This window comes from Candidatus Eisenbacteria bacterium, from assembly GCA_018831195.1.
Lineage (GTDB): Bacteria > Eisenbacteria > RBG-16-71-46 > CAIMUX01 > JAHJDP01 > JAHJDP01.
In genome coordinates this window covers 1-24,155 of record JAHJDP010000118.1, presented here as the reverse complement: position 1 = coordinate 24,155, position 24,155 = coordinate 1, and the positions used below count along the sequence as shown (strand labels likewise).

23 protein-coding genes are annotated in these 24,155 nt (G+C 54.3%); 15 read left to right on the top strand and 8 right to left on the bottom strand.

The annotated features are described in order from the left end of the window. Positions 1-12 precede the first annotated feature (12 nt). Complete coding sequence (gene sdhA, locus KJ970_20285) at positions 13-1,902, top strand: succinate dehydrogenase flavoprotein subunit (protein ID MBU2693263.1); 1,890 nt, start codon at positions 13-15, stop codon at positions 1,900-1,902. Between the two features lie 19 nt (positions 1,903-1,921). Then, positions 1,922-2,671 carry a succinate dehydrogenase iron-sulfur subunit gene (gene sdhB / locus KJ970_20280; GenBank protein ID MBU2693262.1) on the top strand — a complete coding sequence of 250 codons (750 nt, stop codon included), beginning with the start codon at positions 1,922-1,924 and terminating at the stop codon, positions 2,669-2,671. A 47-nt stretch (positions 2,672-2,718) separates the two neighbouring features. Here sdhB and KJ970_20275 read toward each other — a convergent pair whose 3' ends face one another. Beyond that, positions 2,719-3,534, bottom strand: coding sequence for a T9SS type A sorting domain-containing protein (locus KJ970_20275; protein ID MBU2693261.1), 816 nt, complete (start codon positions 3,532-3,534; stop codon positions 2,719-2,721). A gap of 27 nt (positions 3,535-3,561) precedes the next feature. Continuing rightward, positions 3,562-6,597: a hypothetical protein gene (locus KJ970_20270; protein ID MBU2693260.1), complete on the bottom strand. Its 3,036-nt coding sequence runs from the start codon at positions 6,595-6,597 to the stop codon at positions 3,562-3,564. A gap of 447 nt (positions 6,598-7,044) precedes the next feature. On the opposite strand from KJ970_20270, the gene KJ970_20265 reads away from it, so the two are divergent. Further along, complete coding sequence (locus KJ970_20265; GenBank protein MBU2693259.1) at positions 7,045-9,111, top strand: hypothetical protein; 2,067 nt, start codon at positions 7,045-7,047, stop codon at positions 9,109-9,111. A 13-nt stretch (positions 9,112-9,124) separates the two neighbouring features. Here KJ970_20265 and KJ970_20260 read toward each other — a convergent pair whose 3' ends face one another. Then, on the bottom strand, positions 9,125-9,880 hold the full coding sequence (locus KJ970_20260; GenBank protein ID MBU2693258.1) for an enoyl-CoA hydratase/isomerase family protein: 756 nt from the start codon (positions 9,878-9,880) through the stop codon (positions 9,125-9,127). A gap of 258 nt (positions 9,881-10,138) precedes the next feature. Here KJ970_20260 and KJ970_20255 point away from each other — a divergent pair, with 258 nt between their 5' ends. The 6 genes from KJ970_20255 to KJ970_20230 all read left to right on the top strand — a co-directional run bounded on the left by KJ970_20255 (position 10,139) and on the right by KJ970_20230 (position 14,848). After that, the gene (locus KJ970_20255) at positions 10,139-10,996 is read left to right on the top strand and encodes a hypothetical protein (GenBank protein ID MBU2693257.1); all 858 of its coding nucleotides are present in this window, start codon (positions 10,139-10,141) and stop codon (positions 10,994-10,996) included. A gap of 118 nt (positions 10,997-11,114) precedes the next feature. Next, complete coding sequence (locus tag KJ970_20250; GenBank protein MBU2693256.1) at positions 11,115-12,506, top strand: sigma 54-interacting transcriptional regulator; 1,392 nt, start codon at positions 11,115-11,117, stop codon at positions 12,504-12,506. A 247-nt stretch (positions 12,507-12,753) separates the two neighbouring features. Next, a complete protein-coding gene (locus KJ970_20245; protein ID MBU2693255.1) occupies positions 12,754-13,200 on the top strand; it encodes a hypothetical protein in 447 nt (148 codons plus the stop codon). Continuing rightward, positions 13,166-13,528 carry a DUF5320 domain-containing protein gene (locus KJ970_20240; protein ID MBU2693254.1) on the top strand — a complete coding sequence of 121 codons (363 nt, stop codon included), beginning with the start codon at positions 13,166-13,168 and terminating at the stop codon, positions 13,526-13,528. The genes KJ970_20245 and KJ970_20240 overlap by 35 nt, the downstream gene beginning before the upstream one ends. Before the next feature lie 60 nt (positions 13,529-13,588). Next, positions 13,589-14,428: a 4Fe-4S binding protein gene (locus KJ970_20235; GenBank protein MBU2693253.1), complete on the top strand. Its 840-nt coding sequence runs from the start codon at positions 13,589-13,591 to the stop codon at positions 14,426-14,428. Positions 14,429-14,509: 81 nt separating this feature from the next. Further along, positions 14,510-14,848, top strand: a complete 339-nt coding sequence (locus KJ970_20230; GenBank protein ID MBU2693252.1) for a NifB/NifX family molybdenum-iron cluster-binding protein — start codon at positions 14,510-14,512, stop codon at positions 14,846-14,848. Positions 14,849-15,025: 177 nt separating this feature from the next. Here the strand turns inward: KJ970_20230 and KJ970_20225 are convergent, their stop codons facing one another. The 4 genes from KJ970_20225 to KJ970_20210 form a co-directional block, all read right to left on the bottom strand. Next, positions 15,026-15,922, bottom strand: coding sequence for a homocysteine S-methyltransferase family protein (locus tag KJ970_20225; GenBank protein ID MBU2693251.1), 897 nt, complete (start codon positions 15,920-15,922; stop codon positions 15,026-15,028). An 81-nt stretch (positions 15,923-16,003) separates the two neighbouring features. Beyond that, entirely contained in the window at positions 16,004-16,636 is a 633-nt protein-coding gene (locus tag KJ970_20220; GenBank protein MBU2693250.1) for a corrinoid protein, read from the bottom strand. A gap of 36 nt (positions 16,637-16,672) precedes the next feature. Continuing rightward, the gene (locus KJ970_20215; protein MBU2693249.1) at positions 16,673-17,407 is read right to left on the bottom strand and encodes a hypothetical protein; all 735 of its coding nucleotides are present in this window, start codon (positions 17,405-17,407) and stop codon (positions 16,673-16,675) included. Continuing rightward, on the bottom strand, positions 17,407-18,864 hold the full coding sequence (locus KJ970_20210) for a trimethylamine methyltransferase family protein (protein ID MBU2693248.1): 1,458 nt from the start codon (positions 18,862-18,864) through the stop codon (positions 17,407-17,409). The genes KJ970_20215 and KJ970_20210 overlap by 1 nt, the downstream gene beginning before the upstream one ends. A 274-nt stretch (positions 18,865-19,138) precedes the next feature. On the opposite strand from KJ970_20210, the gene KJ970_20205 reads away from it, so the two are divergent. Next, positions 19,139-20,167: an endo alpha-1,4 polygalactosaminidase gene (locus KJ970_20205; protein MBU2693247.1), complete on the top strand. Its 1,029-nt coding sequence runs from the start codon at positions 19,139-19,141 to the stop codon at positions 20,165-20,167. Between the two features lie 96 nt (positions 20,168-20,263). Then, a complete protein-coding gene (locus KJ970_20200) occupies positions 20,264-21,664 on the top strand; it encodes a T9SS type A sorting domain-containing protein (GenBank protein ID MBU2693246.1) in 1,401 nt (466 codons plus the stop codon). A 233-nt stretch (positions 21,665-21,897) separates the two neighbouring features. Here the strand turns inward: KJ970_20200 and KJ970_20195 are convergent, their stop codons facing one another. Then, the gene (locus tag KJ970_20195; GenBank protein ID MBU2693245.1) at positions 21,898-22,089 is read right to left on the bottom strand and encodes a hypothetical protein; all 192 of its coding nucleotides are present in this window, start codon (positions 22,087-22,089) and stop codon (positions 21,898-21,900) included. A gap of 208 nt (positions 22,090-22,297) precedes the next feature. Between KJ970_20195 and KJ970_20190 the strand changes: the two genes are divergently transcribed. From KJ970_20190 to KJ970_20175, 4 genes are all read left to right on the top strand, one after another. Beyond that, positions 22,298-22,465, top strand: coding sequence for a hypothetical protein (locus KJ970_20190; protein MBU2693244.1), 168 nt, complete (start codon positions 22,298-22,300; stop codon positions 22,463-22,465). Between the two features lie 191 nt (positions 22,466-22,656). After that, the gene (locus tag KJ970_20185) at positions 22,657-23,055 is read left to right on the top strand and encodes a secondary thiamine-phosphate synthase enzyme YjbQ (protein ID MBU2693243.1); all 399 of its coding nucleotides are present in this window, start codon (positions 22,657-22,659) and stop codon (positions 23,053-23,055) included. 136 nt (positions 23,056-23,191) lie between these two features. Further along, positions 23,192-23,590, top strand: a complete 399-nt coding sequence (locus tag KJ970_20180) for a DUF2087 domain-containing protein (protein ID MBU2693242.1) — start codon at positions 23,192-23,194, stop codon at positions 23,588-23,590. A gap of 292 nt (positions 23,591-23,882) precedes the next feature. Beyond that, on the top strand, positions 23,883-24,155 hold a 273-nt coding region (locus tag KJ970_20175), incomplete at its 3' end, for a hypothetical protein (GenBank protein MBU2693241.1).

The window sequence follows — 24,155 nt, the reverse complement described above, 5'->3', positions numbered from 1 at the left end:
AGGAATGAAGATATGGCAGTGAAGAAACCGAAAATCATCGTTGTCGGCGGCGGACTCGGCGGGCTATGGGCCACGATTCGCATTGCGGAAGCCGGTTACGATGTCGATATCTTCTCGTTGTTCCAGGTCAAGCGAAGCCACTCCGCCTGCGCGCAGGGCGGCATCAATGCATGCCTTGATACAAAGGGGCAGCGGGACTCGATCCGGCAACATATCATCGACACGATAAAGGGCGGCGCCTACCTCGCGAACCAACCGCCGATCAAGACCATGTGCGAAGAGGCGCCGGGGCTGATCCGGACCTTTGACCGGATGGGAGTCACCTGGAGCCGGACGGCGGAAGGCGTGATGGATCTCCGCCTCTTTGGCGGCGTGAAGAACAAGCGCACTTGTTTTTCGGGGGCGACGACCGGCCAGCAACTCCTTTACGTCTGCGATGAGCAGGTGCGAAAATACGAAGAGGCCGGCAAGGTTCACAAATACGAGTGGTGGGAGTTCCTCAGTATTGTTAAAGATAGCAACGGAGCCTGCAAAGGCATTGTTGCGATCGACCTGCGCACCATGGAAACCAAGGCTTTCCGCGCCGACGCCGTCGTTCTTGCCACCGGCGGTCTCGGGTTGGTTTACGGCAAATCGACCAACTCCACCAACAGCACCGGTGCGGCGGCCGCCCGCGTTTACCAGCAGGGTGCGAAGTTTATCAACGGCGAGTTTATTCAATTCCACCCCACCGCGATGCCGGGTGATGACAAGAACCGGCTCATGAGTGAGGCGGCGCGCGGTGAGGGCGGACGTATCTGGGTTCCCAAGAATGTGGAAGATACCCGTCCCGGCAAGGAGATCCCCGAAGAGGAGCGATGGTATTTTCTCGAGGAATGGTATCCCGCCTATGGAAACACCGTTCCCCGCGATGTGGCCAGCCGCGCCATCTGGAAGGTATGCCGCGAATTGAACAATGGCATCGGCGGAAAGGATCTCGTCTACCTCGATCTGAGCCATCGGGACGAGGCTTTCTTGCGCGCGCGCCTCGGCGGCATCATGGAGATCTACGAGAAGTTCGCCGGCGAGGATCCGACAAAGGTCCCGATGAAAATATTCCCCGCTGTTCATTACAGCATGGGCGGCCTCTGGGTCGATTGGGAAAAAGATGAAGCGAGCGGCGGCATGAAGCAGCCGTCCGCCCGCAATCATCAGACAAGCATTCCCGGGCTCTTCGCTGCGGGTGAATGTGACGGAGCCTATCACGGCGCCAACCGGCTTGGAGCGAACTCTTTGCTCTCGGCATCGTTCAGCGGCCGGGTCGCCGGGGAAAGCGTCGCCGTCTATGTCAAAGGACTGAAAGAAGGCGCCGATTCATTGCCGGGAAACATCTATTCGGATGAGAAACAGCGCCAGGATTCGATCAATCAAGGACTAATGAACAGCCAGGGTGACGAGAACCCCTTCCTTCTGCATCACGATTTGGGTGAGCTAATGCGCAATGGCGTCTCAATCATCAGAGATAATAAAACCCTCGATGAGGCGCTGGCCGGGTTGCAGGAGCTGAAAGCCAGGTTCAACAAAATCAGCCTGGATGATACGGCTAATTGGTCCAATCAGCCGCTTATCTACGCACGCCAGGTATACGACATGATCGTCCTTGGCGAAGTCCTCGCAAAGAGCGCCCGTATGAGAGATGAGTGCCGTGGCAGCCATTGGAAGCCGGAGTTCGAGTTGAAGATCCCGGAGGGGAAATTCTCCGGAGATCCGGAATTTGAAGAGTATCGCGCGAAGTGGAAGGCCAACAATGAGCAATGGCTGAAGACCACCGTCGCTGAGCATACGCAAAGCGGGCCGCAGATCAGCTATGAAAAGATTGAAATAAGTGTTCTGCCGCCCGATGAGCCGCGGGACTATCGCTAAAGACCCGGAGAGTAAAAAGATGCCAGATGTCATACGTCTCAAGATCAAGCGGCAGGAGAATCCGAACTCCAAATCATATTGGGAAGAGTTTGAAATCCCCTATAGGCCGCAACACAATATCATCTCGGTTTTAATGGCGATTCAGCAGAATCCCATTAACGCAAAGGGTGAGAAGGTGGCTCCGGTCGTTTACGAGGCGAACTGCATGGAAGAGGTCTGCGGCGCCTGCACGATGATTATCAACGGGAAGGTGAGGCAGGCCTGCTCCACCCTCGTAGATAATATAAAGCAGCCGATCGTCCTGGAGCCCATGTCGAAATTTCCGCTGGTGCGCGATCTTATGGTCGACCGCGACAGGATGTTCGCCGCCTTGCGGAAGATCCGCGGCTGGATCGATCTCGATGGCGCCTATGACATTCATGTCCATGCGCCGCGGGTCAGCCCGAAGGACTGGGAAAAGAACTATGATCTATCGCGCTGCATGACGTGTGGCTGTTGCATGGAGGCCTGCCCCCAATTCTTCCCGACATCGAAATTCATCGGGCCGGCGCCGCTCGGCCAAACATGGCTTTTCAATAATCACCCGACAGGGAAGTATTACAAAGAAGAACGGCTTCACGAGATCATGGGCGTCGGGGGCATCACCGACTGCGGCAACGCACAGAACTGTGTCAAGGCCTGCCCGAAGGATATCAAGCTCACCGACGCCATTGCGCGCCTCGGCCGCGACACGACGGTGCAGATGCTGAAGGATGTATTTATTAAATAGGTATGCTTCTTGGTGGAGTTGCCGGCGGAGTCATTGCCGGGCCCGACCTACGGAATCAATATCACTTTTCTTGTCTTTTCGGTTTGACCGGCAACGAGCTTGAGATAGTACACACCCGGAGCAATAAGCTTGGATTGAGCTCCGGTGTCTATAAATATCTCATGATGACCGGCCCCCAGAAACGGCGCTTGCCAAACCCGGGCGACCCTTTGTCCGGATGAATCATATAGAACAATCTCTACCGGCCCTCCTTGCGCGAGCGTCAAGGCCATTCCCAACCGGCGCCCCGAAGGGCTTGGGAAGATAGTAAACTGTGGATCCTCAAACGCGGGCCGCCCGTCCTCCGGGGCGCCTTCCCGCAAACCACTGATGGGCCCGATAAAAACGAGCCCCCCTTGGGATGAAATGTCGGGGACATACTCGCCGGCCCTGTAAAACTCGATATAATCAAACGTGATCGAGGTTATCCCGTTCATTAGAGCGCGAAATGTAATAGAAGACAAAACACCAGGACCGGTTACCGTCAATCCTCCGCAGAGGATGACATGAGAGATATAGCTGCTGTCGGCGCCCTCCTCGTGGATCCACCACGTGTTTCCACAAGGATTGGTCATTAAGTTCCCTTCTTGAATCGATATGAATTCCAACATTTCAGGATCGAAGCGAAGCACCGTTTCATATCCGTCGAATTCACTTCCCAGGGTATCGATCCAAAGATCAACCGTGAACTCCTGGTCCGGCTGAGAATAGGTTGTATCGGGTTGTATCGAAACCGAAACCCCCGCCACAACAGGATTCAGCCAAACCAGCCCGCCGGCGAGAAGCAATGTCACCAACCCAAGGTGGTTCTTCTCTCTTCTCATGCCATCCTCCGCATCGGATGATGAAAACTAATTCACACGGAATAGTTTTCCACTTGCTTGTTGGCTGGTTGTTTGGAATGTACACAGGTACATCCCGCCGCCGACCTTCCGGCCGTCGTTCCCGCGGCCATCCCACGTCACATTATGACGGCCCGCGGCGAGAACGCCATCAGCCAGTGTCCGCACCAAGCGGCCCTTCACGTCATATATTTTCAACGCCACCTGATCCGCCGCCGGAAGATCGAACATCACCACGGTGGCGCCGCCGAATGGATTGGGCCGCGCTCCGAGGAAACGGCATTCCGACCCGATAGCCAGCGGGCGGACATCCCCGTCTTCCTTCGCCTCCAGAGCCGTTTCAGAAATTCCGAGAGGCTGATTCCAGCGCCCCCGAAGCTCTGCAACAGACAAACTCGGCCTTGCTCCCGGTGTCCGGACACGGAAATAGAGGATGGCGACCTCTCCGGATCCATTGAGGGCCTCACCCTCGCCCAGGACGGCGGCGTCAATGACGACACCCTTGTCGGCGGGCAGATCCTTGAAGAAGATCATGGACCCCTGTTCGCTCAACAAGGAGCCCTCTTCAATACCCAGCAACTCCAGCGTGGCGGAATCAAAGTCAATTTGCGTGTGGATACCCTTAACTTCGATCGTGTTGTCGGATAGAAGCAACCGGACCTGAATGTCACTGCCGGGAAGGAGTGAGTGTTGATCCATTTGAAGAGCCAAACTCGCCGGCTTGAGGCCGCCTTTGGGGACCTCCGCCAGCTGCGATCCGCCGGTGAACGAAACAGTGTTGAAGTTGATGGCGAACATCATCAAATCTTCGAAGTTGATGATGTTGTCTGTGGTCGGCCGGGCATCGACGGTGAAATTTGTGGTCGGACCGACATCGGCGTAGTTGCTGTATCCGCCGTCACCGTGCGACAGGCCGTACGTCGCCGAGAGACCGCTGATGTCCACCGTCTTAACCTCGTTGTCGCCGGTGGGAGATGGGGAGATGTCGCCGAGATGATAATTTAGTGTTCCACCGGTCATATTGGAGATAGCCGATATGTTGCCGCAATTGTCCTTGGTGAAGACAACATAATACCAAAAGTCACGCGTTGGAGGCTTATCCGACTGCCCGGTCGCGTTGAGTGTTGTCTTTACCCATGGAGTGGGCGGGGGATCCGAATAGGAGGGCGCTGTCGGCACAGTCCCGGTGCCGTCGTCATATTCCGGATAGTCTCCGTAGGGGGCGCGCCACACTTCGACTTCATTTGCATCGCCCGGTTCGGTGAAACTTACGGTGATATTCGTTCGGCCGTCGCTCCCATTGCCGCTCTTTTCCTGGACGGAGAGAACATCGGTAACGGCAACGGGACCTGCGGTATCAACCGTGATAGCAGCGGGTCCGCCGAACGATGATGTAATCGCGCCGTTTGTGCAATTTCTAAGCAGGATATTGTTGATGGCAATCGTTCCGATTCCATCGGCGCCGGAGGCCGTGAGATTGACGCTGAAGAGCGTCCCGGTCGGATCTGTTGCGCCGCAGGTTCCACCGAGGATGGCGCAATCAACTGTATAAGATCCGGCTCCATTATTGGTGACCTCGTAATGCGTGCCGGCTACAGAGTTCAGATAGGTTCCCTGTTGAATATCTGTAAAAACCGATCCATTGCACAAGGCCAACTCACTGCTGATGGTGAAGGTGACGCTGTAGCCGCGGATATCTTCATCATCGGTTCGTGAAATATTGAATGGGACCACGATACAGGGATCGATAGTGGAGACACAGCCGGGAGTCGGCGGCTCCGGCGTCACGGTCGGCGCCTCTCCAAAATAGAGCGCGGCGGCAATCTCGCCACAGACTTCCGGATAGTGGTTTCCGGAGGAATAGACAAAACCACCGCTGGCATCTTGGGTAATGCCGAGCCAATAACACATGGCGTTGATTTCGTTCTGATAGGCAGCCTGATCATAGCTTGCCAGGGTTGTGGCGGCATAGGCGGTGGATTGCCAATCTTCATCATCGGTATTGGCGCCGTAACAGTAGCTGATGGCTCCACTGGCGTATTGGCCATCCAGAAGCCGGGAAATCAAACCCGGAATCTCGACCGTGTGAACGCCGGTGGCATCAAAGGCGTCGATCAATCCCGTGATGCCTAGATTGTACCAATAGAAATTCACGTCGGAGTATGTGGGATCCCAGCCATCATCGTCATCGATATCAAAATAGCCGGGGGTGTCATTGAAGGAATCCTGGTAAATCACTTCCGCGATGGCGACACCGGCGGCCGCGTAATCATAGGGGTCACTGGGATACTCATTCTCCAGCATCGCCGCAACGACGGCCCAAATCCCAATATCCCATGCAATGATGCCGTTGGGATATCCGTTTGAAATCCCCCGGAAATCTCGTATGTACTCTGCAAGGGCTTGGGCCGAGCCGTAAGTGGCAATCCTGGCGTCGAATTTTGCTTTTGCGGCGTCTTTATAGGCCGTCCCGCTGACGCCGGGCAAAGTGTTGTAATTCAGAAGGAATTTCAAGTCGGCGCCTGAACGGATACCTGGATCTGCGATCATCACATCCGCCGCATCCGTCAACGCGGTGAAATAGGTCGCATCGGATGTGAGAAGATAGGCATAGTAAAGGCCCTGCCCGGTTGCGCCATATAAGTTGGATGAGCTTGCGGCTGTGGTGTGATGGAAGGGCGCGGGCGGCGATGTCACCCTCCAGTCCCACCCGGCGTCGTCGGGGTCGTCTGGGGTTTCATCGAAACCGTCAGTGCCGTTTCCGGCGTTATCGTCGGTAACATCGGCCTGCATCGCTTTCAAATAATCAGCGGCGGCAATTAAAACCTCGTCGGGATCGACGGGATCGCCCACATCCAAGCGCAATCCGCCGGAATCCAGGTCGATGACGGCCTCCTTGGTGTCACCTGGTGTTTGTATAGCATTTTCACCCAAAGGGGTGGCGCTGGCGGGACGGCCGGTTTCCATAGCCATCACAGAAAACACGGCGGTTGCCAAGCATAACACAACTGCTAGGAGAACAGCGGTTGATGTTCTAAAAGACATGTCTACTTCCTCCCTTTTGTTGAACTGAAATAGCAAGCACAGTCAGGTCGTTCACATGATGCTGGATCAAAATCGATGCGTTGCTTCCGGCATGTGAAAGTTCGGAGCATGTCACAGCCACCCTTTCTGAAGAGACGCTTCAGAAGGCAACAGTCATTTTAACTCAGGGTGTTGCACAAGACGGCTCCGGTAGAACACAAGATCCCCAACACTTCCCATGGCTGAACACTCATTCCTTCAGGATCTTGGCAAGCGGAGGATACATAATAAGCTCTATCCAGTCAAGAAAATCGGCAGGAGCCTCAAAAGAGAAGAAAGGAGGGCACCCGGCCCACAAGCCGAACTTCTTACTTGAAACGCAGAGCCCAAAGAAGTAGCATGGTTTCCGCAGCTGAAAACCACCCCAAGTTGAGAGCGTTGGATTTGGTCGCGTTGAGCGGAGGTGGCATGATCACCATGCGTTTTATTATCTGTGTTTTAGTAGGAATTTTCTTTATATCGTCGACCCAAGTTTCTGCGTCGATACCGATTTCCAGCTGGGGAGAGACTCTCACCGCGTCCGGCGAAACCTATATTCTATCGAATGATCTGATCGACGATGGCTCGACTCCTTATGCCATCGTTGTTGGCGCGGGAGTCCATCATATCGAAATCCAGGGTATGGGGTTTGGAATCATTGGAGATTATAATCCGGCCGATTGGGAAGGTGGGATCCTACTCGACGGAGGGGCTCCGGGATTATTGTCGATCGACATTGAGGACCTATGCTTCGAGGGCCTCGATACGGGAATTTACGGCGCGGGAACCTTGTGTGGGCTCTTCATCTCGGACAATCGGTTTGAGGCGCTGGAACGGGGCGTAGCGATCGGGCTTCATACGACCGGGGCCGCGGATATTCTCACTTGGATTAATATTCGGGATAACCTCATCTGCTCCAATAACAGTCATCCTATTGTCATCGCGGGTGACGCCGGCGCCCCAGGAGATGGCGCGCCTGTTCGCTATCTTCGTATTATCGGCAATACGATAACGAAAAATACCACCCCCTATCAAGATCCGCTGATCTCTCGCGGAGCCGTTCGGTTGACGGGCGGGGGAGACTATATTCGCCTGCAATCCAATCTCTGTTCTCAAAACAGAGGGATGTCCGGAATTCTATTTTCCAGCGATGATGACGCCGGGCAATACTATGATAATGTAAAAGTCTCCGAAAATATCCTTTCCTACCATCTGTTCTCCGATTTTACCCCGACACCATCTGCTGGATTGAAGCTGGATAGAGTCTATACAACAGACGCCTACTATTGGAACCTGGGGGGTAATTTCTATTTCAATAACGAAGGCGCCGGGCTGGACTATATCCAGGGTTCGGCGGCATACGAATTTTCCTCAAAAGATTCCTGGTGGGGAGACAATGCGGGCCCCAATGGCGCTTTTGGCGATGGAGTCGGCGCGAATATTTTATGGTCGCCGAGGGCGGAATTGCCAAGCGGGCTGGTTTATCTAGTTCCAAGCCAGCTTATCCGATGTGCCGCCTGGCGCTCGGTGGATGTTGTTCTCAACCAGGACCTGGCCTCTCCGGGGCTTCGGGGTTTTAATGCCGGGCTGACCTTTGCAAGCGCGAAGCTCCATAATCTCCGGTTTGAGGAGGGAGGTTTTCTGGCCCTCGCGGGGGGCGGGTATCCGACGCAGTACTATTATCTTGGATCAGGAGATGAGCGAAATATCAGCGGGGCGATTCTTGGGGGCTCTGCGCCGCTGGCGACGGGGAATGGCGATCTTTTCTACATGATCAATAGAGGCCTGGAACAAACCGTTCCACTGGCCACAAACATTACGCCTGGGGCTCTTATCCTCCGGGACCCCGACAATTCTCCAATTCCCGCCGCTGGACTCCACGGCAATTCCTTCGAAATAGATTGCCAGCCCCCGGAAGTTTTCTTGTCTTTTGCCGATAGCAGCGGAATCCCCAGGCTGATCGTGACCGTATATGAAAATGTCCCGATAGAGGATGTCTTTTACCGTGTTCCTCCCACATGCTGGAACCCGCTGCTGCTTGGCGGCGTTGATGAGTGCTATTTCCACACCGAATTGTTTCTAGACGAGTTTATTCATCTTCCAGGCGGGGAGTATGAGATCGAGGTCTGTTCCGTTGATGCCGCCGGGAACAAGACGCATAGCACAATCATATTAGATTGGGTCACAGGAATTGCACCGGGTTCGCCTATGGATCCTCTGCCGGCGCTCGCGTTCAGCGCGACCCCGACCCCCTTTGTGACACAAACTGTGATAGCTTTCACAACGGCTGTAGCCGGGCGCGCCGAGATAGCCGTCTTCTCGCTGACGGGCCGCCGGATACGAGTATTAGCCGACAAAGACCTGTCCCCCGGCCGCCATTCATGGATTTGGGATGGGCGGAACAATGAGGGACACCCGGTTGCGGGAGGAGCCTATTTCGCCCGCTTGCGGTTGAACGATCAAGTTCTCATGAATAAAATTGTCAAATTGCAATAAAGGCGAGTAGGGGCTAAAAACGCTCCATCGCTTCGCGTAACCGCCGGCGAACATCGTCGGCGTACCAGAGGGAGATGAAGATTCTTTCCCTCTCTTCCAACCGTTCCAGGATCTGACGCTCGACCGGTGCCACGCGGTTTTCTTTAATCATCGCATAAGCATGAGCCGGCTGATTTCCGAGCCGCGTCACCCAGTCGAGTGATTGGGCGTACAGGGCTTCCTGCGGAAAAACGCGATCGACCAGACCCATTTGTATCAATCTCTCCGGAGGATAAAAATCACCGGTATCAAGCATTTCGCGCACATAGCGTGTGCTGACAAGATGCCGGAGAATGCAATCGGATGGATAAGGGATCGGCACGCCAAGCTTGATTTCGTTCAAACCCATCAGCTTGTGTCCCTCGGTGATGAAACGATAATCGCAGCAGAGCGCCAGGATGCAGCCACCCGCAACGGCATGCCCGGGAATCGATGCGAGTGTCGGCTTTGGAAAAGTAAACAATTTCAGACTAAGGCGGTTGAAGGTCCTAAAGAAGATTGAAAAATCATCTTTGGAAAGATCGATCAACCACGGAATATCAAAACCGATCGAAAAGAATTTCTCGTTCGGACTGGTGAGCAGGACGGCGGAGAGCGAGTCGTCCGACGCCGAGTCATCAAGCGTCCGCCCCAGCTCCCGCAGGAGGTCCAGATTGACGGCGTTTGTTGTTCCGCGATTCAGCTTGATGACCAGAGTGCGGTTCACCACTTCGGTCGAAATCGTTGACATGCGATCCTCCTGGGGGCGCGCGTTTGGATATGGCCCACACAGGATATGATCGGGGTGAAGGGAGGATCAACTAGAATACGGGGTACTTCGTAACTATCTAATAACAGAAAGAGTTACAGCGACATTGAATAAATGGCGTTCAATAGGTACTCTCCGCGTGATGATCGATCGCCCAGGGAACCATAGCATCAGGAGCCGGTATCGATGGGCGTGAGGCCTTTACGGGGCCAGAACCCGCAGATAGACAAGGAGGGCGGCATGAAGAAGTTGCTGATGATGGTGGTATTGCTGATGATGGTCGGATTTATGGGATGCGATGACACGACGACAACGGTGGTGGCGCCGGAGGATCTAGCGCCCCCCCTCGGACTCTATAGTATTACAGGTGATGAAGAGGTGACCCTCTTCTGGTGGTGCAGTAATTACGACGATCTCGTCGGCTACAAGGTCTATTTTATTTCAGGTCCCTACGGCGGTGGCGCGGATCCTCGCGAGGAGGTTCCCAATGGTTTTGAGGTTGTCGATTCGCTTTCCGTGACACCTCCCTGTTCAGAGCTCAAGTCGATTGTCATTGACGGATTGACCAATGGCGAGACCTATCATTTCCTCGTGGTCGCGGCGAAAGACAATTGGAGCGATATCAGCTATACGAGCAATATCATCGCCGACACACCGCGCCCTGAATCGGGAACAACGATCACGCTCTATGCGAAACAGGCGGAGCCGACGTTGGCCGGGCTTGAGGTTTCGAGCTTTGAGCGTGTTGATTGCACCAGTCTTGATAGCAATTACGATACGCCGGGCGGCTCGGGCGACATCATGGTCGAACGGTTCAATCCCGGAGCCGGTGTCAGGGCCTGGATCGACGGCATCAATTCCGGTTGGATCCAGGATATCGGCTACATGCAGGATTGGGATGATGCCGACGAAGCGCCCGAAACAGGGTATGCCGACGCGGGGCATTCGATTGAAGCCTTGATGGGCCATGTCTATGCCATTTGGACCGGCGACAACCATTTTGCAAAAATCCAGGTCACCGATATCGAGCCGAGTTTTGAATGGATTAAAGTCAAGGCCGCTTATCAACCGGCGGTCGGCGAAAGGGAATACAAGTAATCCGGGCAGCATGGGAAATGCGAAAGTCGTTGGCAGGCGCTTTGCAACAAGAGCCCGGTTTCGACCGGGCTCTTGTCGGCAGCGAACCGGATAACCATATGGGTAGGGATTAGGGAAATTGGCAAGACCCCATACAGAAGTGATTCTCGATTCAATTGCCGACGGTGTTTTTACCGTCGACAAGGATTGGAATATCACCTCCTTCAACCGGGCGGCGGAGCGCATTACGGGTGTTTCCAAGAGGCAGGCGATCGGGCAAAAATGTTTTGATGTCTTCCGCGCTGATATCTGCCAGACAGCTTGCGCCCTGCGGCAGACAATGGAAACGCGGAAAAATCTTGTCGATCACCGGATCAATATATTAAACAGCGACGGTAGGCAAATTCAGCTGAGTATCAGCACCGCCGTTCTAAGAAATGACAAGGGCGCCATTGTCGGCGGCGTCGAAACATTTCGGGATCTATCCGCCATAGAAATTCTCAGAAAGGAAATCAGTGAACAATACTCTTTTGAAGATATCATCAGCAAGAACCATGAAATAAAACGTATCTTCGGAATTATGCAGGATATTGCAACCAGCGAAAGCACGGTCCTGATTGAAGGGCCGAGTGGATCCGGTAAAGAGCTCTTTGCGAAAGCGATCCATAATCTCAGCCCGCGAAAAAACAAAAAGTACATTGTCGTCAATTGCGGCGCATTGCCGGACACATTGCTCGAATCGGAGTTGTTTGGTTATGTACGGGGCGCTTTCACCGATGCTAAGAAAGATAAACCCGGTCGCTTCGCCCTTGCCGAGGGTGGGACGATAATGCTGGATGAGATCGGCGAGATTTCCACCGCATTACAGGTGAAGCTGCTGAGGGTCCTGCAGGAGAAGGAATACGAACCGCTTGGTTCCATCAAACCCATTAAAGCCAATGTCAGGATCATTGCGTCGACAAATAGGACGCTCGCGGACCTCGTAGCCATGGGGACGTTTCGTGACGATCTCTACTATCGGTTGAATATCATGAAAATGGTTCTGCCGCCTCTTAAAAAGCGGCGGGAGGATATTCCTCTTCTTGTGGAGCATTTCATACATCAGTTCAATGCCAAGATGGGAAAGAATATCGAAAGCGTTTCCAATGAAGTCATGCATCTTTTTATGCAGCACTCCTTTCCTGGAAATATCCGGGAGCTTGAAAATGTTATTGAACACGCCTTTGTTCTTTGTCACGAAACAACGATAGAGCGCCGACACCTGCCGCTTGAAATCCTCGCCGGGGAGGCGCGTGATGCGGGCGGAAGAGGGGCAGAGGGCTTCCCCTTGCAAACGAAGGACCATACCGCGCACGGGCCGGCGCAAGCCGGCGTGTCCGCCGGTGATCCGATTCAAGCGGCCAAACTCAGGGTGATTGTCGATGTTTTACATAAACACCATGGAAATCGTAGACGCACCGCAGAAGAGCTGGGTATACACAAAGCCACCCTCTGGCGCTGGATGCAGAAATACGGCATTCGCTATCCCTAACCTCAATCACTCCGATGAGAGCTCACGGTCTCAAACGAACCCGGGCGTCGACCCCGACCCCTGAGGTTGCGATAATGCAACATCACGCTGCGAGAAATCTCAATATTGCAATTGGGTTGCAATATTGCGATACGAACTCTTGTTCTGCATCTTGTTAGAAATAAATGCGTTAAGAGGTTTACTCCCTCCGTCGGGTATTGGCTCGATTTCTGCTTTCTGTTGTATTGGGCACAAAGAGGATCCGTCTATGAAGATCGCCGTCGCCACATTCGGGAACCGAGTCTCACCACGCTTTGACTGCGCGGGAGCCTTCTATATTACGACGGCGAAGACCGGCGAGTCGGCGGATGCCGCGCAATTCATGACCGATGGATTCTCATCGCAAGATCGGATCCGGCTGCTGGTTGATCAGCGCGTGGAGGCTTTAATTTGCGGCGCCATAGATGAGACTTCCGCGCATCAAATCAAGCAATGCGGCATAGCGCTCTATTCCTGGATCTCGGGGACAGTGGAGGATTCTCTCCGGAGCTATCATCGCGGCGAACTCGAGCCGGGAATGATGATGGGTTCCGGTGGGCGCTGCCGCGGCCGGTGGAGGATGCGCGGCAACCGCAATAATTATTGTGAAAACCAAGAACAGAAGGAAGGAGGGTGTACCAATGCCAGGAGGAGATCGAAGAGGCCCCAGAGGTGAAGGCCCGAGAACAGGCAGAGCCGTTGGACTGTGTTCCGGATATGAAAATCCAGGCTTCATGAATCCGGGTTTCGGCGGAATGGGAAGAGGTTTTGGTCGCGGACGGCGCTTTCGCGGATTCGGCGGTTTTCGACGGGGAAGAGGATACGGCTGGCGTGGTGATTATCCTGTGAGGTTCTCTGAAGGAGATGTTGAGTATTCAGGACAGGGGTCGGATCCCGGCGACATTCAAAGTCTCCGGAGCGAGATATCGGGATTGAGAGATCAATTCCAAGCACTCATGAATCGAGTTGATGAATTCTTTTCAAGACCTCCAAAAGCGGAATGACGGAAGGCCGAGATGAAGGATGCGAAGGACCGATGTGATGAATCGAGGATGGCTGGAACCATGAAAATATCAATTGCGGGCGGTAAAGGTGGAACGGGAAAAACGACGGTTGCCATCGGTCTGGCCTCGGCGGTGCGGGAAGATGTTCTATTGCTTGACTGCGATGTCGAGGAACCGAAGTGCCATCACTTTCTGAATCCCAAGGAGATGGATGCCAGATCGTTGTCCGTTCTCACGCCCAATGTTATCGCGCAGAAATGCACGGGGTGCGGCGCCTGCAGGGACATCTGTGAGTATAACGCCATCATCATGCTGGGATCCAAGCCCCTCGTCTTTCCTGAGCTTTGCCATGGATGTGGCGAGTGCATTCATTCCTGTCCTACAGACGCAATCGTTGAATCGTTACATGAAATCGGAGTGATCGAGCGCGGCCGGAGCGGCCGGGTCACATTGGTCCAGGGAAAACTTAATATTGGGGAAGTGATATCATCGCCGCTGATCCGGGCGGTCCGAGCGCATGAAAAGGGAAATGAACTAACCATCATCGATTCACCGCCCGGCGCGACGTGTCCAACGGTCGCCGCGGTCAAAGACACCGATTTTGTCGTTCTTGTCGCCGAACCGACCCCCCGCGGATACGGCGATCTTGTTGTGGCTGTTGAGATGATCGAGGCGCTCAAACTCAGATATGGGATTGTCATCAATCGCGTCGGGACCGGCGACGACAGGGTACATCGGTATTGCAAAACCAAGGAAATCCCCATTCTTGCCGAAATTCCCTCAGATGGGAGAATCGCGGAAGCCTATTCGTTGGGACGCGCGATTGTCGATGCGTTGCCTGAATATAGAAATCTCTTCATAGATCTGCTCGAGGAAGTGCAAGGCTCAGTAATGTCATGAAGGAGTGGATTATTGTCGGCGGCTAAGTTGTTAAAATGTGGGTAACTATAATCAAGGCCGCCCAATAGGGAAGGAGTTTTAATGAAAATAGCCATACCGGTGACTGCAGGAAAACTATCCCCGCACTTCGGCCACTGCGAAGAATTCGCCGTGATTGATGTCGATTTGGAATCAAAAAGTGCAGGCGAGGAAAGCCGGATCCCCGCCCCGCCCCACGAGCCCGGATTGCTGCCTCAATGGCTTGCTGAGCAAGATGTAAGCCTCGTGATTGCCGGTGGTATGGGAGGGCGGGCAAGAGATTTGTTCAAACAACAAAAGATAGCGGTTCTTATCGGCGCCGAAATTGTTGAACCGGCCCTGCTGGTTCAATCTTTCCTTGACGGATCCTTGCAGGACGGTGAAAACTTCTGCGATCACTAAAAACCCCGGCGCTCGACAATGGAGTAAGTCTGAGAATATTCAAAGGGAGAGGATCCGAATCTGGTTTCGTCAAAGAGGCGAACCTGCCCTGAGCGGCAGGTCTATGGTGGCTGGGCCGGAATCAATGATCCTCTCCCTTTTGTCCCACCGGCGGCATGGCGCTATGGGTTCAGGAAATCAACGCCTCGAATTGATGACACGGCGGAAGGCTTTGATATGCTCCGGCGTCGTTCCACAGCACCCCCCGATGACCGATACGCCGCATTCGATGAGTGCGCCGACCCTCGCCGCCATAAACTCCGGCGTCTCAGTGTAAGTTGTCACCCCGCCTTTGATCGTGGGGAGACCGGCATTAGATTGAATAACAAGCGGCAGGGAGCTGCACCTTTTAAATTCCCGCGCGATCTCAACCATCTTCTCAATCCCGTTACCGCAGTTTGAGCCGATCAAATCGGCGCCGGCTTCAGCGAGGCCTTTGGCGGCGGTGGGGATATCATTTCCCATGATGGTGTAAAATCCACGCGGGGTGGCATCAAATGTCATCGTCGCCATCACGGGGATATCCAGAGCGATCGTTTTCGCCGCCTTGACGGCGAGAACCGCCTCCGCCAGATCCATCATTGTCTCGATACAGACGAGATCGACGCCCGCCTCAACAAGGATACTCATCTGCATTGCGTAGCTTTGATAAACATCCCCGGGATCCATGTCGCCGTAGGGTTTCAGGGTGCGCCCCGAGGGACCGCAGGAGCCGGATACGTAGGCGTTTCCGCCGGAAGCTATCAGCGCCCGGCGCGCGGCTTCAACGGCGATCCGGTTGATCGCTTCGGCATGTTCGCCGATTCCATGGAGGGCAAGTTTTAACGGCGATCCGCCGAATGTATTCGTTGTGACGAGATCGGCCCCGGCCGCGAGATAGGCCGCGGCGATTTGTTCCAGAGATTCGGGATGCGTTAGGTTAACCGTCTCGGGCGCCTCACCGACCGGCAGCCCACCCTTCATGAGTTGTGTTCCCATGCCGCCGTCGCCGAGAAGAATTTCACCGTTTTTAATTCGGGATAAAAATGAGTTCATTTTGCTCTCTGGCGTCCACCCGCGGTGCATGTCTTCCACAATAGGCCCGCGGCTGCCTGGCGGTTGCCAATATCCGCCGGCTCAATTCATCAGCGCCCTTATCCTGTCAACGGCATTGGAGGCATCATAGCTATAGGCGCTGGCGCCGATTTCCCGAGCGTACTCTTGTGAAACAGGAGCGCCGCCGACGATAGTATGAATTTGATCAGTGAGCCCTTCGCTTTTCAACAACGCCACAACCTCTTTCATTGCGGGCATCGTCGTTGTGAGGAGAGCGGACATGCCGATAACCTTCGCGCCGGCGTTCCTGGCGGTCTCAATAAATTTTGCGGGAGGAACATCATTTCCTAAATCAATGACATCAAAGCCGGCGCCTCGCAACATCACGCCGACGAGGTTTTTGCCGATATCATGGAGATCGCCCCGGACCGTCCCGATGACGACCTTGCCCATTGATGGGACTTTGTCTTTGATCAGCAGCGGCTTAATCTCGTTCATGCCCGCGTACATCGCCTTCGCCGCCAGTAGAACATCCGGCAGAAAGAACTCGTGCGAGCGAAATTTCTCGCCGACAATGTTCATTCCTGCGATGAGTCCGTTGTCGAGTATATCCTTCGGCGTCATGTTCTGCTGAATCGCCTCACGGGTCAGTGCGGCAACCTCCTCCTCGAGGCCCAGCTGCAGTTGTTCGGATATCTGGCTTAGAAGGCTCATATCGTTCATTCTCCCCTGTTTCCCAAAAGCCGGCGCTCAATCTGATCTCACCTCAGGAGGCCGCCCCTTCTTCATCTTTTTGATTCTATCAACGCAACTCTTTGTACAACATTCAGAACAAAAGGGATAATCGGGTCTAAATCGATGTATCTCAGGGCGCCCGCAAAGCATGACGCCCGATATCGATTTGAGCGGCTGCATGAGATAGCTCTCCCGGAGCGTGATGCCGATGCCCTCCGGGCGCAGTCTCCTGAATAGAGCTTTTTGTGCGCTGATATGCCATCCGCAATAACCGGGGCTGTACCGCATCAGCCCATTGCTGTTCGGACCCGGAGAGGACGATGCCGTGCGAAGGTAATGTTCTTCTATGCGGCCGCCCATGAGATCGGCCGCGACGGAAGCCAATGAATCGAGCATCGCACCGAGGGCAAAATCGTCATTTGCAAAGAGCGCCTTGATCTCATCGCAAACAGGCTCGTTGAGCGTGGCGGCGAAGAGAACGAAATGTTCCGCCTGTGGGTAGATCCTTTCAAGCGGCGTTGCCGGCGCGTTGTCGCCCTCGCCCTCATAGATCGATTGAAATTCTTCGGCCGTGATATCCATCCAAACGGCGACCGGACGGGCCAGGCCAAGGAGCAATCCCATGGCCGATTTGAAAATACCAAGGGCACGGGCATCCGGATGGACATTCGGCGGATAGCCCTGCAGCGCAAAGACCGGGGCCGGGTCCGGCAGAATATCCTGAACAGCTATTTGAATCTGCTCTCTCATTAACTTTGTGTGGGAAGGGCGTCCATGCCATGGCGCCGCGCCTCGCGCTCCATCAGCTCGGTCAATTCCGCTTTCACCGATTGCGGCAGGGTCGTCGGCTGGTAGGCGGTGAGAATGCGTTCAACCTCGCGATGAGCCCGTTCATTGAGTGTTAAAGCCCCTTCTTCAAGCCAGCGGGAGCTGTTCGCCCGATCGATCACGGGGCCGGGGAAATGATGTTCTGTGCGAAGGTGTTTTCGTGTGTGCTTGGCGATCAGCAGATGGCCCTCTTTGACAAGCTCCTGGAAGTGGGGCAGGGCGGGGAAATCCTCCTTTGGCTCGATGCCGCGGAGAAGATGAAAGATCATCCCGGCCAGCTCATTGTCGAGCACCAGTTTCTCGAGGCTCTGGCAGCTTTCAAAATCAAGCATACCGGGTCCGCTGATGCTATTGATACCGCTGAGACCGGCGAGGGTTGCGCCCATGGAGGTTTCGAGGCCGGCTTGAGCGTCAAGCTGCTTTGCATCGCTTAATGAAATGTACGCCTGCGTCGGAAGACCGAGATATTTGCCGATTTCATTGTAGGCGCAGTCGATCATTTGAGTTTCCACCGCGCCCATAGGAGTGGTCTCGAAGCGGACATCAAAGAGCGCCGGCGAACCGCCGTAGAGAACCGGTGCGCCGGGATTGGCCAGCTGGCTCATAACAAGGCCGCTTAGTGTTTCCGCCGTGTGTTGTACAAGGCCTCCGACGATCGTCACCGGCGACATGAATCCCAGCAAAGGCATCGAGATATACTCAACCGGAATCGAGCTGCGGGCGCAGTCGAGGAGGTTTTGAGAGGTGACGTCGCTCCACTTGAGCGGCGCGGTGGGGCAGACCGAAAACACGGTGAGGGGTTTGGCTTTCAGCTCCTCTTCCGAGCCGCGGACGGCGATTTGTAAATCCTTCATAAGATTGAAGGACTCAATGGTAAAGGCGCCGGTCACGACGGGCTTCCGGCCATAGAGAAGACTCAGATACAATCGGTAGCTGTCCTGAATCTGTTCAGTGACATCCGCCGCAATAAAAGCCGTGCTTTGTGACGCGATATTTGAAAGCCCCTCAACGAGCTTGACGTGCTGGATGTAGTCCGCCGTTGTGGGCTTGCGCATCCGGCCGGTTTCATAATCCAGCACGGTGATCGCAGCCGATCCGGGAACAAATTGCACATTGTTATCCACCAGATCGTGCGCGACATCGCCATAAGCATTATATAGCTTGAAGGAGTTCGGGGCCGCCGCCAGGGCGTCGTCGATGAGCTTGCCGGGGAACTTGGCCCGCCAATGGCCCATATCGATGTCGGCGCCGTGATCTCCAAGCAGAGCTAGGGCGTTTTTGTTATGGATTTCCATCCCTAAATGACAAAGGATGTCCCGGGCTTCGGAGAGAATCGCCTGAATTAAGGCATCATCTAGAAATTTAAGAACGGGTCTCAAGGAACGCTCCTTTCCCGGGATTCCAGGGCCAAACCGGACATATATCAAAGAATCATACGATTTTCCCCGGAAAAAACAAGCCAAGAGCGGCTCGGGTCCTTCCGTTTCCAGGCCGGCAAAACTTGCAGAGAGGCGGATCCTGTGTGAATGATCGATCCAGCGTCTCTGCGCAAGATGTATCCGGTGGATGCAGAGTGGCGTCTGAAGAACTCTGGTGATTGACGGTTGCCTATAGGCCGTTGGCGGTCGGCCGGGCCACCATGACGGAGGCTGTATGCGACGGGTCGGCAAAGGCGGCATTTTGATCGAATCCCTCGTCTCGAGCTTTCTCATCCTGGGTTGCGGTGACAACGGAACAGGAAGCGAGGCGCCGGAAACGACAACCTATCGGACCGAAATGAGAAATTTCGTCGAGAAAATCAGCGCGGAATCCAAACGAATCGATGTCTCATTTGAGATTATCCCACAAAACGGCCATGAACTGCTCACGGAAAACGGCGGTGCCGACGGAGCGATTTCCGCGGTCTATTTGGCGTCCATTAATGGGATAGGAAGAGAAGATCTTTTTTATGGCTACAATGCCGACAATACGGCGACGCCGGGGGCGGAGAAGGACGAAATGTTGGCGTTTATGAATCTTGCGGAAGAAAACAATATTGAGGTGCTGGTCACGGATTATTGTTCAACTAGGTCGTTCGTCGACAATTCATATCTTCAGAGTGAACTGAGAGGGTATATCTCATTTGCCGCCAATCACCGGGACCTCGACAATATTCCTCCTTATCCCTATCCGCCTTTTAATAAGCACAATGGGAATGTGGGCAATCTCCAGGCGGCGAAAAACTTTCTCTATCTGCTGGATGGATCCTCCTTCGCGGACAGGCAGACATATCTGGCTGCTCTCGCGCAAACCGATTATGATATTCTCATCATCGACGCATTTTATGAGGACAGCGCATTGACATCCGGCGAGATTGAACCCTTGCGCATGAAGCATTCAGGGGGATCCCGCCTCGTTATTGCCTATATGTCCATTGGGGAAGCGGAAGACTATCGATATTACTGGCAGACGGATTGGGCGCAGCATCCCCCCGCGTGGCTTGCCGAAGAAAATCCCGATTGGCCGGGGAATTATAAAGTTAAATACTGGGAAGATGAATGGCAGGAGATCATTTGCGGACAATCCGGGTCCTACCTCCAGAAGATCTTGAGCGCCGGATTCGACGGCGCCTACCTGGATCTCATCGATGCGTACGAGTTTTTCGAAGAGCGGGGAGCGCCGGGCGGGTTCGATTCCCCTTGAGACCGGCCCCGATTTTCATCTACGATCATCTCTGACAGTGGCCGGTATCCCAGACGAAGTATCCCAACAGCAAAGGGGAAGGCGATGATCAGCAGGATGATACGATCGGCAATGGGCGCTGTTTTGGCGGCAGTGACCGTCATGTGTCTAACTTCTTCGTTGCACGCCGCCTCGGGGGACACAACCTGGGTGCGGACATTTGAGAATGACTTTTACAATTGGGCCGATCCGCATGAACAGACATTTACATTCCCCGACACAACGGCGGCCTATGGAAAGATCGTTCTCTTTTACAGGCTGGGATGTCCAACGGCGCCCGGCGATTGCGATCCCTGGGACCGGCTGGGTCATCTCACGGTGCTTCATGACACCGGCGATCCTGGACTCACCGGCCGACGCGAAGTCATCCCATACGAAATCGCCCGTATTGTCACGCCCTACGATATCACCGGCGGCAACTATCCCGGATCCTGCACATGGGAGATCGATGTTTCCGATTACGAACCGATCCTGCACAATGAAGTGACATTGAGTAACTATATCGAATCTTGGATTGGGGGAGTCAAAGGATGGCTGGTGACCCTCGATTTCGCCTTTATTGAAGGCGGAGCCACCTATGAGCCGTATCAAATCATCAATTTGTGGAGCAATTACCATGCGGTGTATGGAGACCCGTCGCGGCCGATTGAGGAATATCTGCAGCCCGTCGATGTGCCGATCGATGAGGATATCGCGGCCGCAAAAGTGCGCGTGATCACCACGGGGCATGGGCAGGGGAACACATACAATTGCGCTGAATTTTGCGCCATGTGGCACACCATCTTGGCCGGCGAAACGGAGTTTACGCACCAGCTGTGGCGGTATGATTGCAATGTCAATCCCTGCAGTCCCCAGGGCGGGACATGGCCCTATGCCAGGGCCGGATGGTGCCCCGGCGCCGATGTCATCCCGTGGGATTTGGATATTACCAACGATATTGTGCCCGGTGAATCGATCACCCTCGACTATAACATTTATGATTACGAAAATCTCTGCCGCCCCAACAATCCGGATTGTGTATCCCCCGGGACCTGCACCGATTGCAACTACAACTACAACGGCCACACCGAGCCGCACTATGCCCTGGCGGGGCAGCTTATACTTTATAAAATAAACCCTCTAGCGGATGTCGATAGCTTCGGTGATATGCCGGGCGATACGCCGGGCGATTTGCCGGGCGACACCGGGCTCTGGGCGCAGAACACACCGAATCCCTTCGGTGGGATGACGGAGATCCGCTATTCGATTTTTGAAGCGGGGCAGGCCAAGTTCGTGATCTACGATGCCGCCGGGCGCTTCATCCGAATGATCACACAGGAACACAAAACAGCGGGCGGATACTCGCTGCAATGGGACGGGAAGGATTCAGCCGGCCGCGACGCGGCGCCGGGTGTCTACTTCTATACCCTCGATCTAGGGCGGGAGACACTGACCCGGAAGATGATGTTGCTGAAATGATATTGATCTTTGGGATGATCCTGCTGCTTGTTGTCTCTGCGCCGGTAACCGCGCAGGAGGCGGTATATTTGGAAGCCGATAAGTTTCTGCAATCGCTCGGCCGGATGCAGTGATTTTTCCCCCTGCCATTCCATCCTTCAGGGCGCTCTGCCGCCATCATCGCCCCTCTCGGACTCCCTACATTATATATGGTGACGACACTCCTCTTCTGACCCAGGCGACCTGAGATCTGTTCAATGATAACCGTACCGCGCCGGCTGATTCCGGAAGTGATCGGATGCGGGAAGAAGTTTCGGCGTTCGTCCCGTGGCAAGATGCTCGTTGAGGGCGTGGATGTCGTCTCTGACGCGATAGTGATGCCAGGGAAGGTATTCCAGGATCACCGGACCCGACCATCCGAGCGCCATTGTGGATGTGTGCGACATCCAACGTCATGGGGAGATTCTGTTGCATTAGTTCCTGGGGTGTAAAGAGGCGGCGGGATCCGCCGAATGTTTCGATGGAGAAGATCTCCCCGCCGCCGAGCCGCTTCATGTAACCGAGCGCTGTTTTCTGATGCGCCGTCCGAGTCGCTTGATCATTCTTCTCGCCGACTTGTGCAGGAACTCGCGGGCCCCCTTTGATCAAATTCGGGTGGATTGTGATATTTTCCATACCAAGCGCGCGCGCCAGCTCGATCGGGAAATCGATCGATTTGAAGTGTGGCTCCATTTCTTGCAGCCGGTCGAATCCTACCCGCCCGCCGATCTTGAGCATGACAGAAACTCCGTTTTCTGGTGGCGGCCTGAAGCCGCGGGATGAACAGTGGTGTGGCGATTCATTTTGCCAGCGTGTCTTATTGTTCGGAGAGCGGCGCTCTTTTCATGTTGGAACATATTCTTGTCCAACAAACGCCGGTAGGATAAGATAATGGCCATGTAGGATATGCGTTATCCAAATATTAGACCTGAGGGATAGGCGCTGCCTTGGAAATCGATTGAGGAGGATCCGCCATGATGACGACAATACCGGTTGAAACACGACAGCATGCCCAGCTCGTCGATATCACACATCTCGTGCAGAAGGCGGTGAAAGAATCGGGTATTCAGACGGGCGTGGTGACGGTCTTTGTTCCGCATACGACGGCGGCGGTGACGATCAATGAGAATGCCGACCCCGATGTTGTTCACGATCTCCTGGCCGATCTGGAGCGGATCGTTCCCTGGGACCAGAAATACTATCTGCATGGCGAGGGCAACAGCGCCGCCCACCTCAAGTCAAGTCTCATCGGATCGACACAAGACGTCTTTGTCGAGAACGGCCGCCTTGTTCTCGGCACCTGGCAAGGAATCTATTTCTGCGAATTTGACGGGCCGAGGAACCGGAAGGTACACGTGAAGATGATGGGTTGATTGCAAATGAAAATATTGTGAAAAATGAAGGACGTTTGTGGAAAACTATTATTAGTCTTCTGATGACTCTCGGCGCATCTCATCGTCAATTCTGAAAGCGATATTCAAATTTGCGAACATATGCTGGAGGCCGGCCATGACCCTCATAACCAAGAATGAGTTTATAAAATGCCTGGTTCAATATTGCCTCAAGAGCGGTCAAAAGGGATTGCCCCGCCGTCAGCGGGATAAACACATCCTGCTGAAGAGTGCGAGCTTGCTCTTCGACTCTTATAAGATCTACAGCGAAGCGGAAGTCAACAGCCTCCTTCGCCTGTGGATCGCAGCGGTCGCCATCCGTCTTGAAATTGACCATGTCACGCTACGGAGTGAGTTGGTGGCTGAGGGTTATCTGGAAAGAGATGATGCCGGATTTGTTTATACAATTGGCCTGCCGGATATGATTGCTGTTGGCTATGACAAAGCCGTCGATTCCATTAATATCCTGTGGGCTGTAATTGAGCTTCTGCAGACCATGGCGCGGAATGCGGCCTAAGCCGCGTTGAGGTTCTACCGGTTTCAGGCCGGAACAATGCCCCATACAGGCCCGCAGGCATTCCCCGTCCGCCGATCGCCAACCGTCCATCACTCGCGTGCGACAGGCCGAAGAAATATTCTCCTCGGAAGCGACTTTCCAGCGGCGGCGACCCTGTAACATATTGATATATAATAGGATCTGGAGATGAAAATATTTCAAAGAATAATGATTTTAGGGGTTGAAACCCATTCGACTTTGTTGCAATATACCATACAGATGTTCGGTATCGCAAACCTTGGAGTCCTTATCGATGATTGAAAAGACTCCTCCCTCCCTTGATGTGCGGGATGGAGAAAGCCCGTTCAGCGCCCGCCGGCTCACCGGTGCGGGGAGGCCTCCGGTGCCCAAGCGCAAGCGCCGGCTCGACCGCGGGGATTCCCTGTTTCCCAAGGCACTGCTCGACCCGGTCCCTCATTATAATACCCGCACAAGCCTGAAGCCGGAGGAGGCTCAGCAATTCCATTCACACCTTCTGACCGCCGCCCGCATCGATACCCAGATCGACCGCACCATCGGCTGGCTG

Bases quoted from the DNA above. Each gene is read 5' to 3' on its own strand.
- sdhA (MBU2693263.1), top strand. From the start codon at position 13: ATGGCAGTGAAGAAACCGAAAATCATCGTTGTCGGCGGCGGACTCGGC.
- sdhB (MBU2693262.1), top strand. From the start codon at position 1,922: ATGCCAGATGTCATACGTCTCAAGATCAAGCGGCAGGAGAATCCGAAC.
- KJ970_20275 (MBU2693261.1), bottom strand. From the start codon at position 3,534: ATGAGAAGAGAGAAGAACCACCTTGGGTTGGTGACATTGCTTCTCGCC.
- KJ970_20270 (MBU2693260.1), bottom strand. From the start codon at position 6,597: ATGTCTTTTAGAACATCAACCGCTGTTCTCCTAGCAGTTGTGTTATGC.
- KJ970_20265 (MBU2693259.1), top strand. From the start codon at position 7,045: ATGATCACCATGCGTTTTATTATCTGTGTTTTAGTAGGAATTTTCTTT.
- KJ970_20260 (MBU2693258.1), bottom strand. From the start codon at position 9,880: ATGTCAACGATTTCGACCGAAGTGGTGAACCGCACTCTGGTCATCAAG.
- KJ970_20255 (MBU2693257.1), top strand. From the start codon at position 10,139: ATGAAGAAGTTGCTGATGATGGTGGTATTGCTGATGATGGTCGGATTT.
- KJ970_20245 (MBU2693255.1), top strand. From the start codon at position 12,754: ATGAAGATCGCCGTCGCCACATTCGGGAACCGAGTCTCACCACGCTTT.
- KJ970_20240 (MBU2693254.1), top strand. From the start codon at position 13,166: ATGCCAGGAGGAGATCGAAGAGGCCCCAGAGGTGAAGGCCCGAGAACA.
- KJ970_20235 (MBU2693253.1), top strand. From the start codon at position 13,589: ATGAAAATATCAATTGCGGGCGGTAAAGGTGGAACGGGAAAAACGACG.
- KJ970_20230 (MBU2693252.1), top strand. From the start codon at position 14,510: ATGAAAATAGCCATACCGGTGACTGCAGGAAAACTATCCCCGCACTTC.
- KJ970_20225 (MBU2693251.1), bottom strand. From the start codon at position 15,922: ATGAACTCATTTTTATCCCGAATTAAAAACGGTGAAATTCTTCTCGGC.
- KJ970_20220 (MBU2693250.1), bottom strand. From the start codon at position 16,636: ATGAGCCTTCTAAGCCAGATATCCGAACAACTGCAGCTGGGCCTCGAG.
- KJ970_20215 (MBU2693249.1), bottom strand. From the start codon at position 17,407: ATGAGAGAGCAGATTCAAATAGCTGTTCAGGATATTCTGCCGGACCCG.
- KJ970_20205 (MBU2693247.1), top strand. From the start codon at position 19,139: ATGCGACGGGTCGGCAAAGGCGGCATTTTGATCGAATCCCTCGTCTCG.
- KJ970_20200 (MBU2693246.1), top strand. From the start codon at position 20,264: ATGATACGATCGGCAATGGGCGCTGTTTTGGCGGCAGTGACCGTCATG.
- KJ970_20195 (MBU2693245.1), bottom strand. From the start codon at position 22,089: ATGTCGCACACATCCACAATGGCGCTCGGATGGTCGGGTCCGGTGATC.
- KJ970_20185 (MBU2693243.1), top strand. From the start codon at position 22,657: ATGATGACGACAATACCGGTTGAAACACGACAGCATGCCCAGCTCGTC.
- KJ970_20180 (MBU2693242.1), top strand. From the start codon at position 23,192: ATGACCCTCATAACCAAGAATGAGTTTATAAAATGCCTGGTTCAATAT.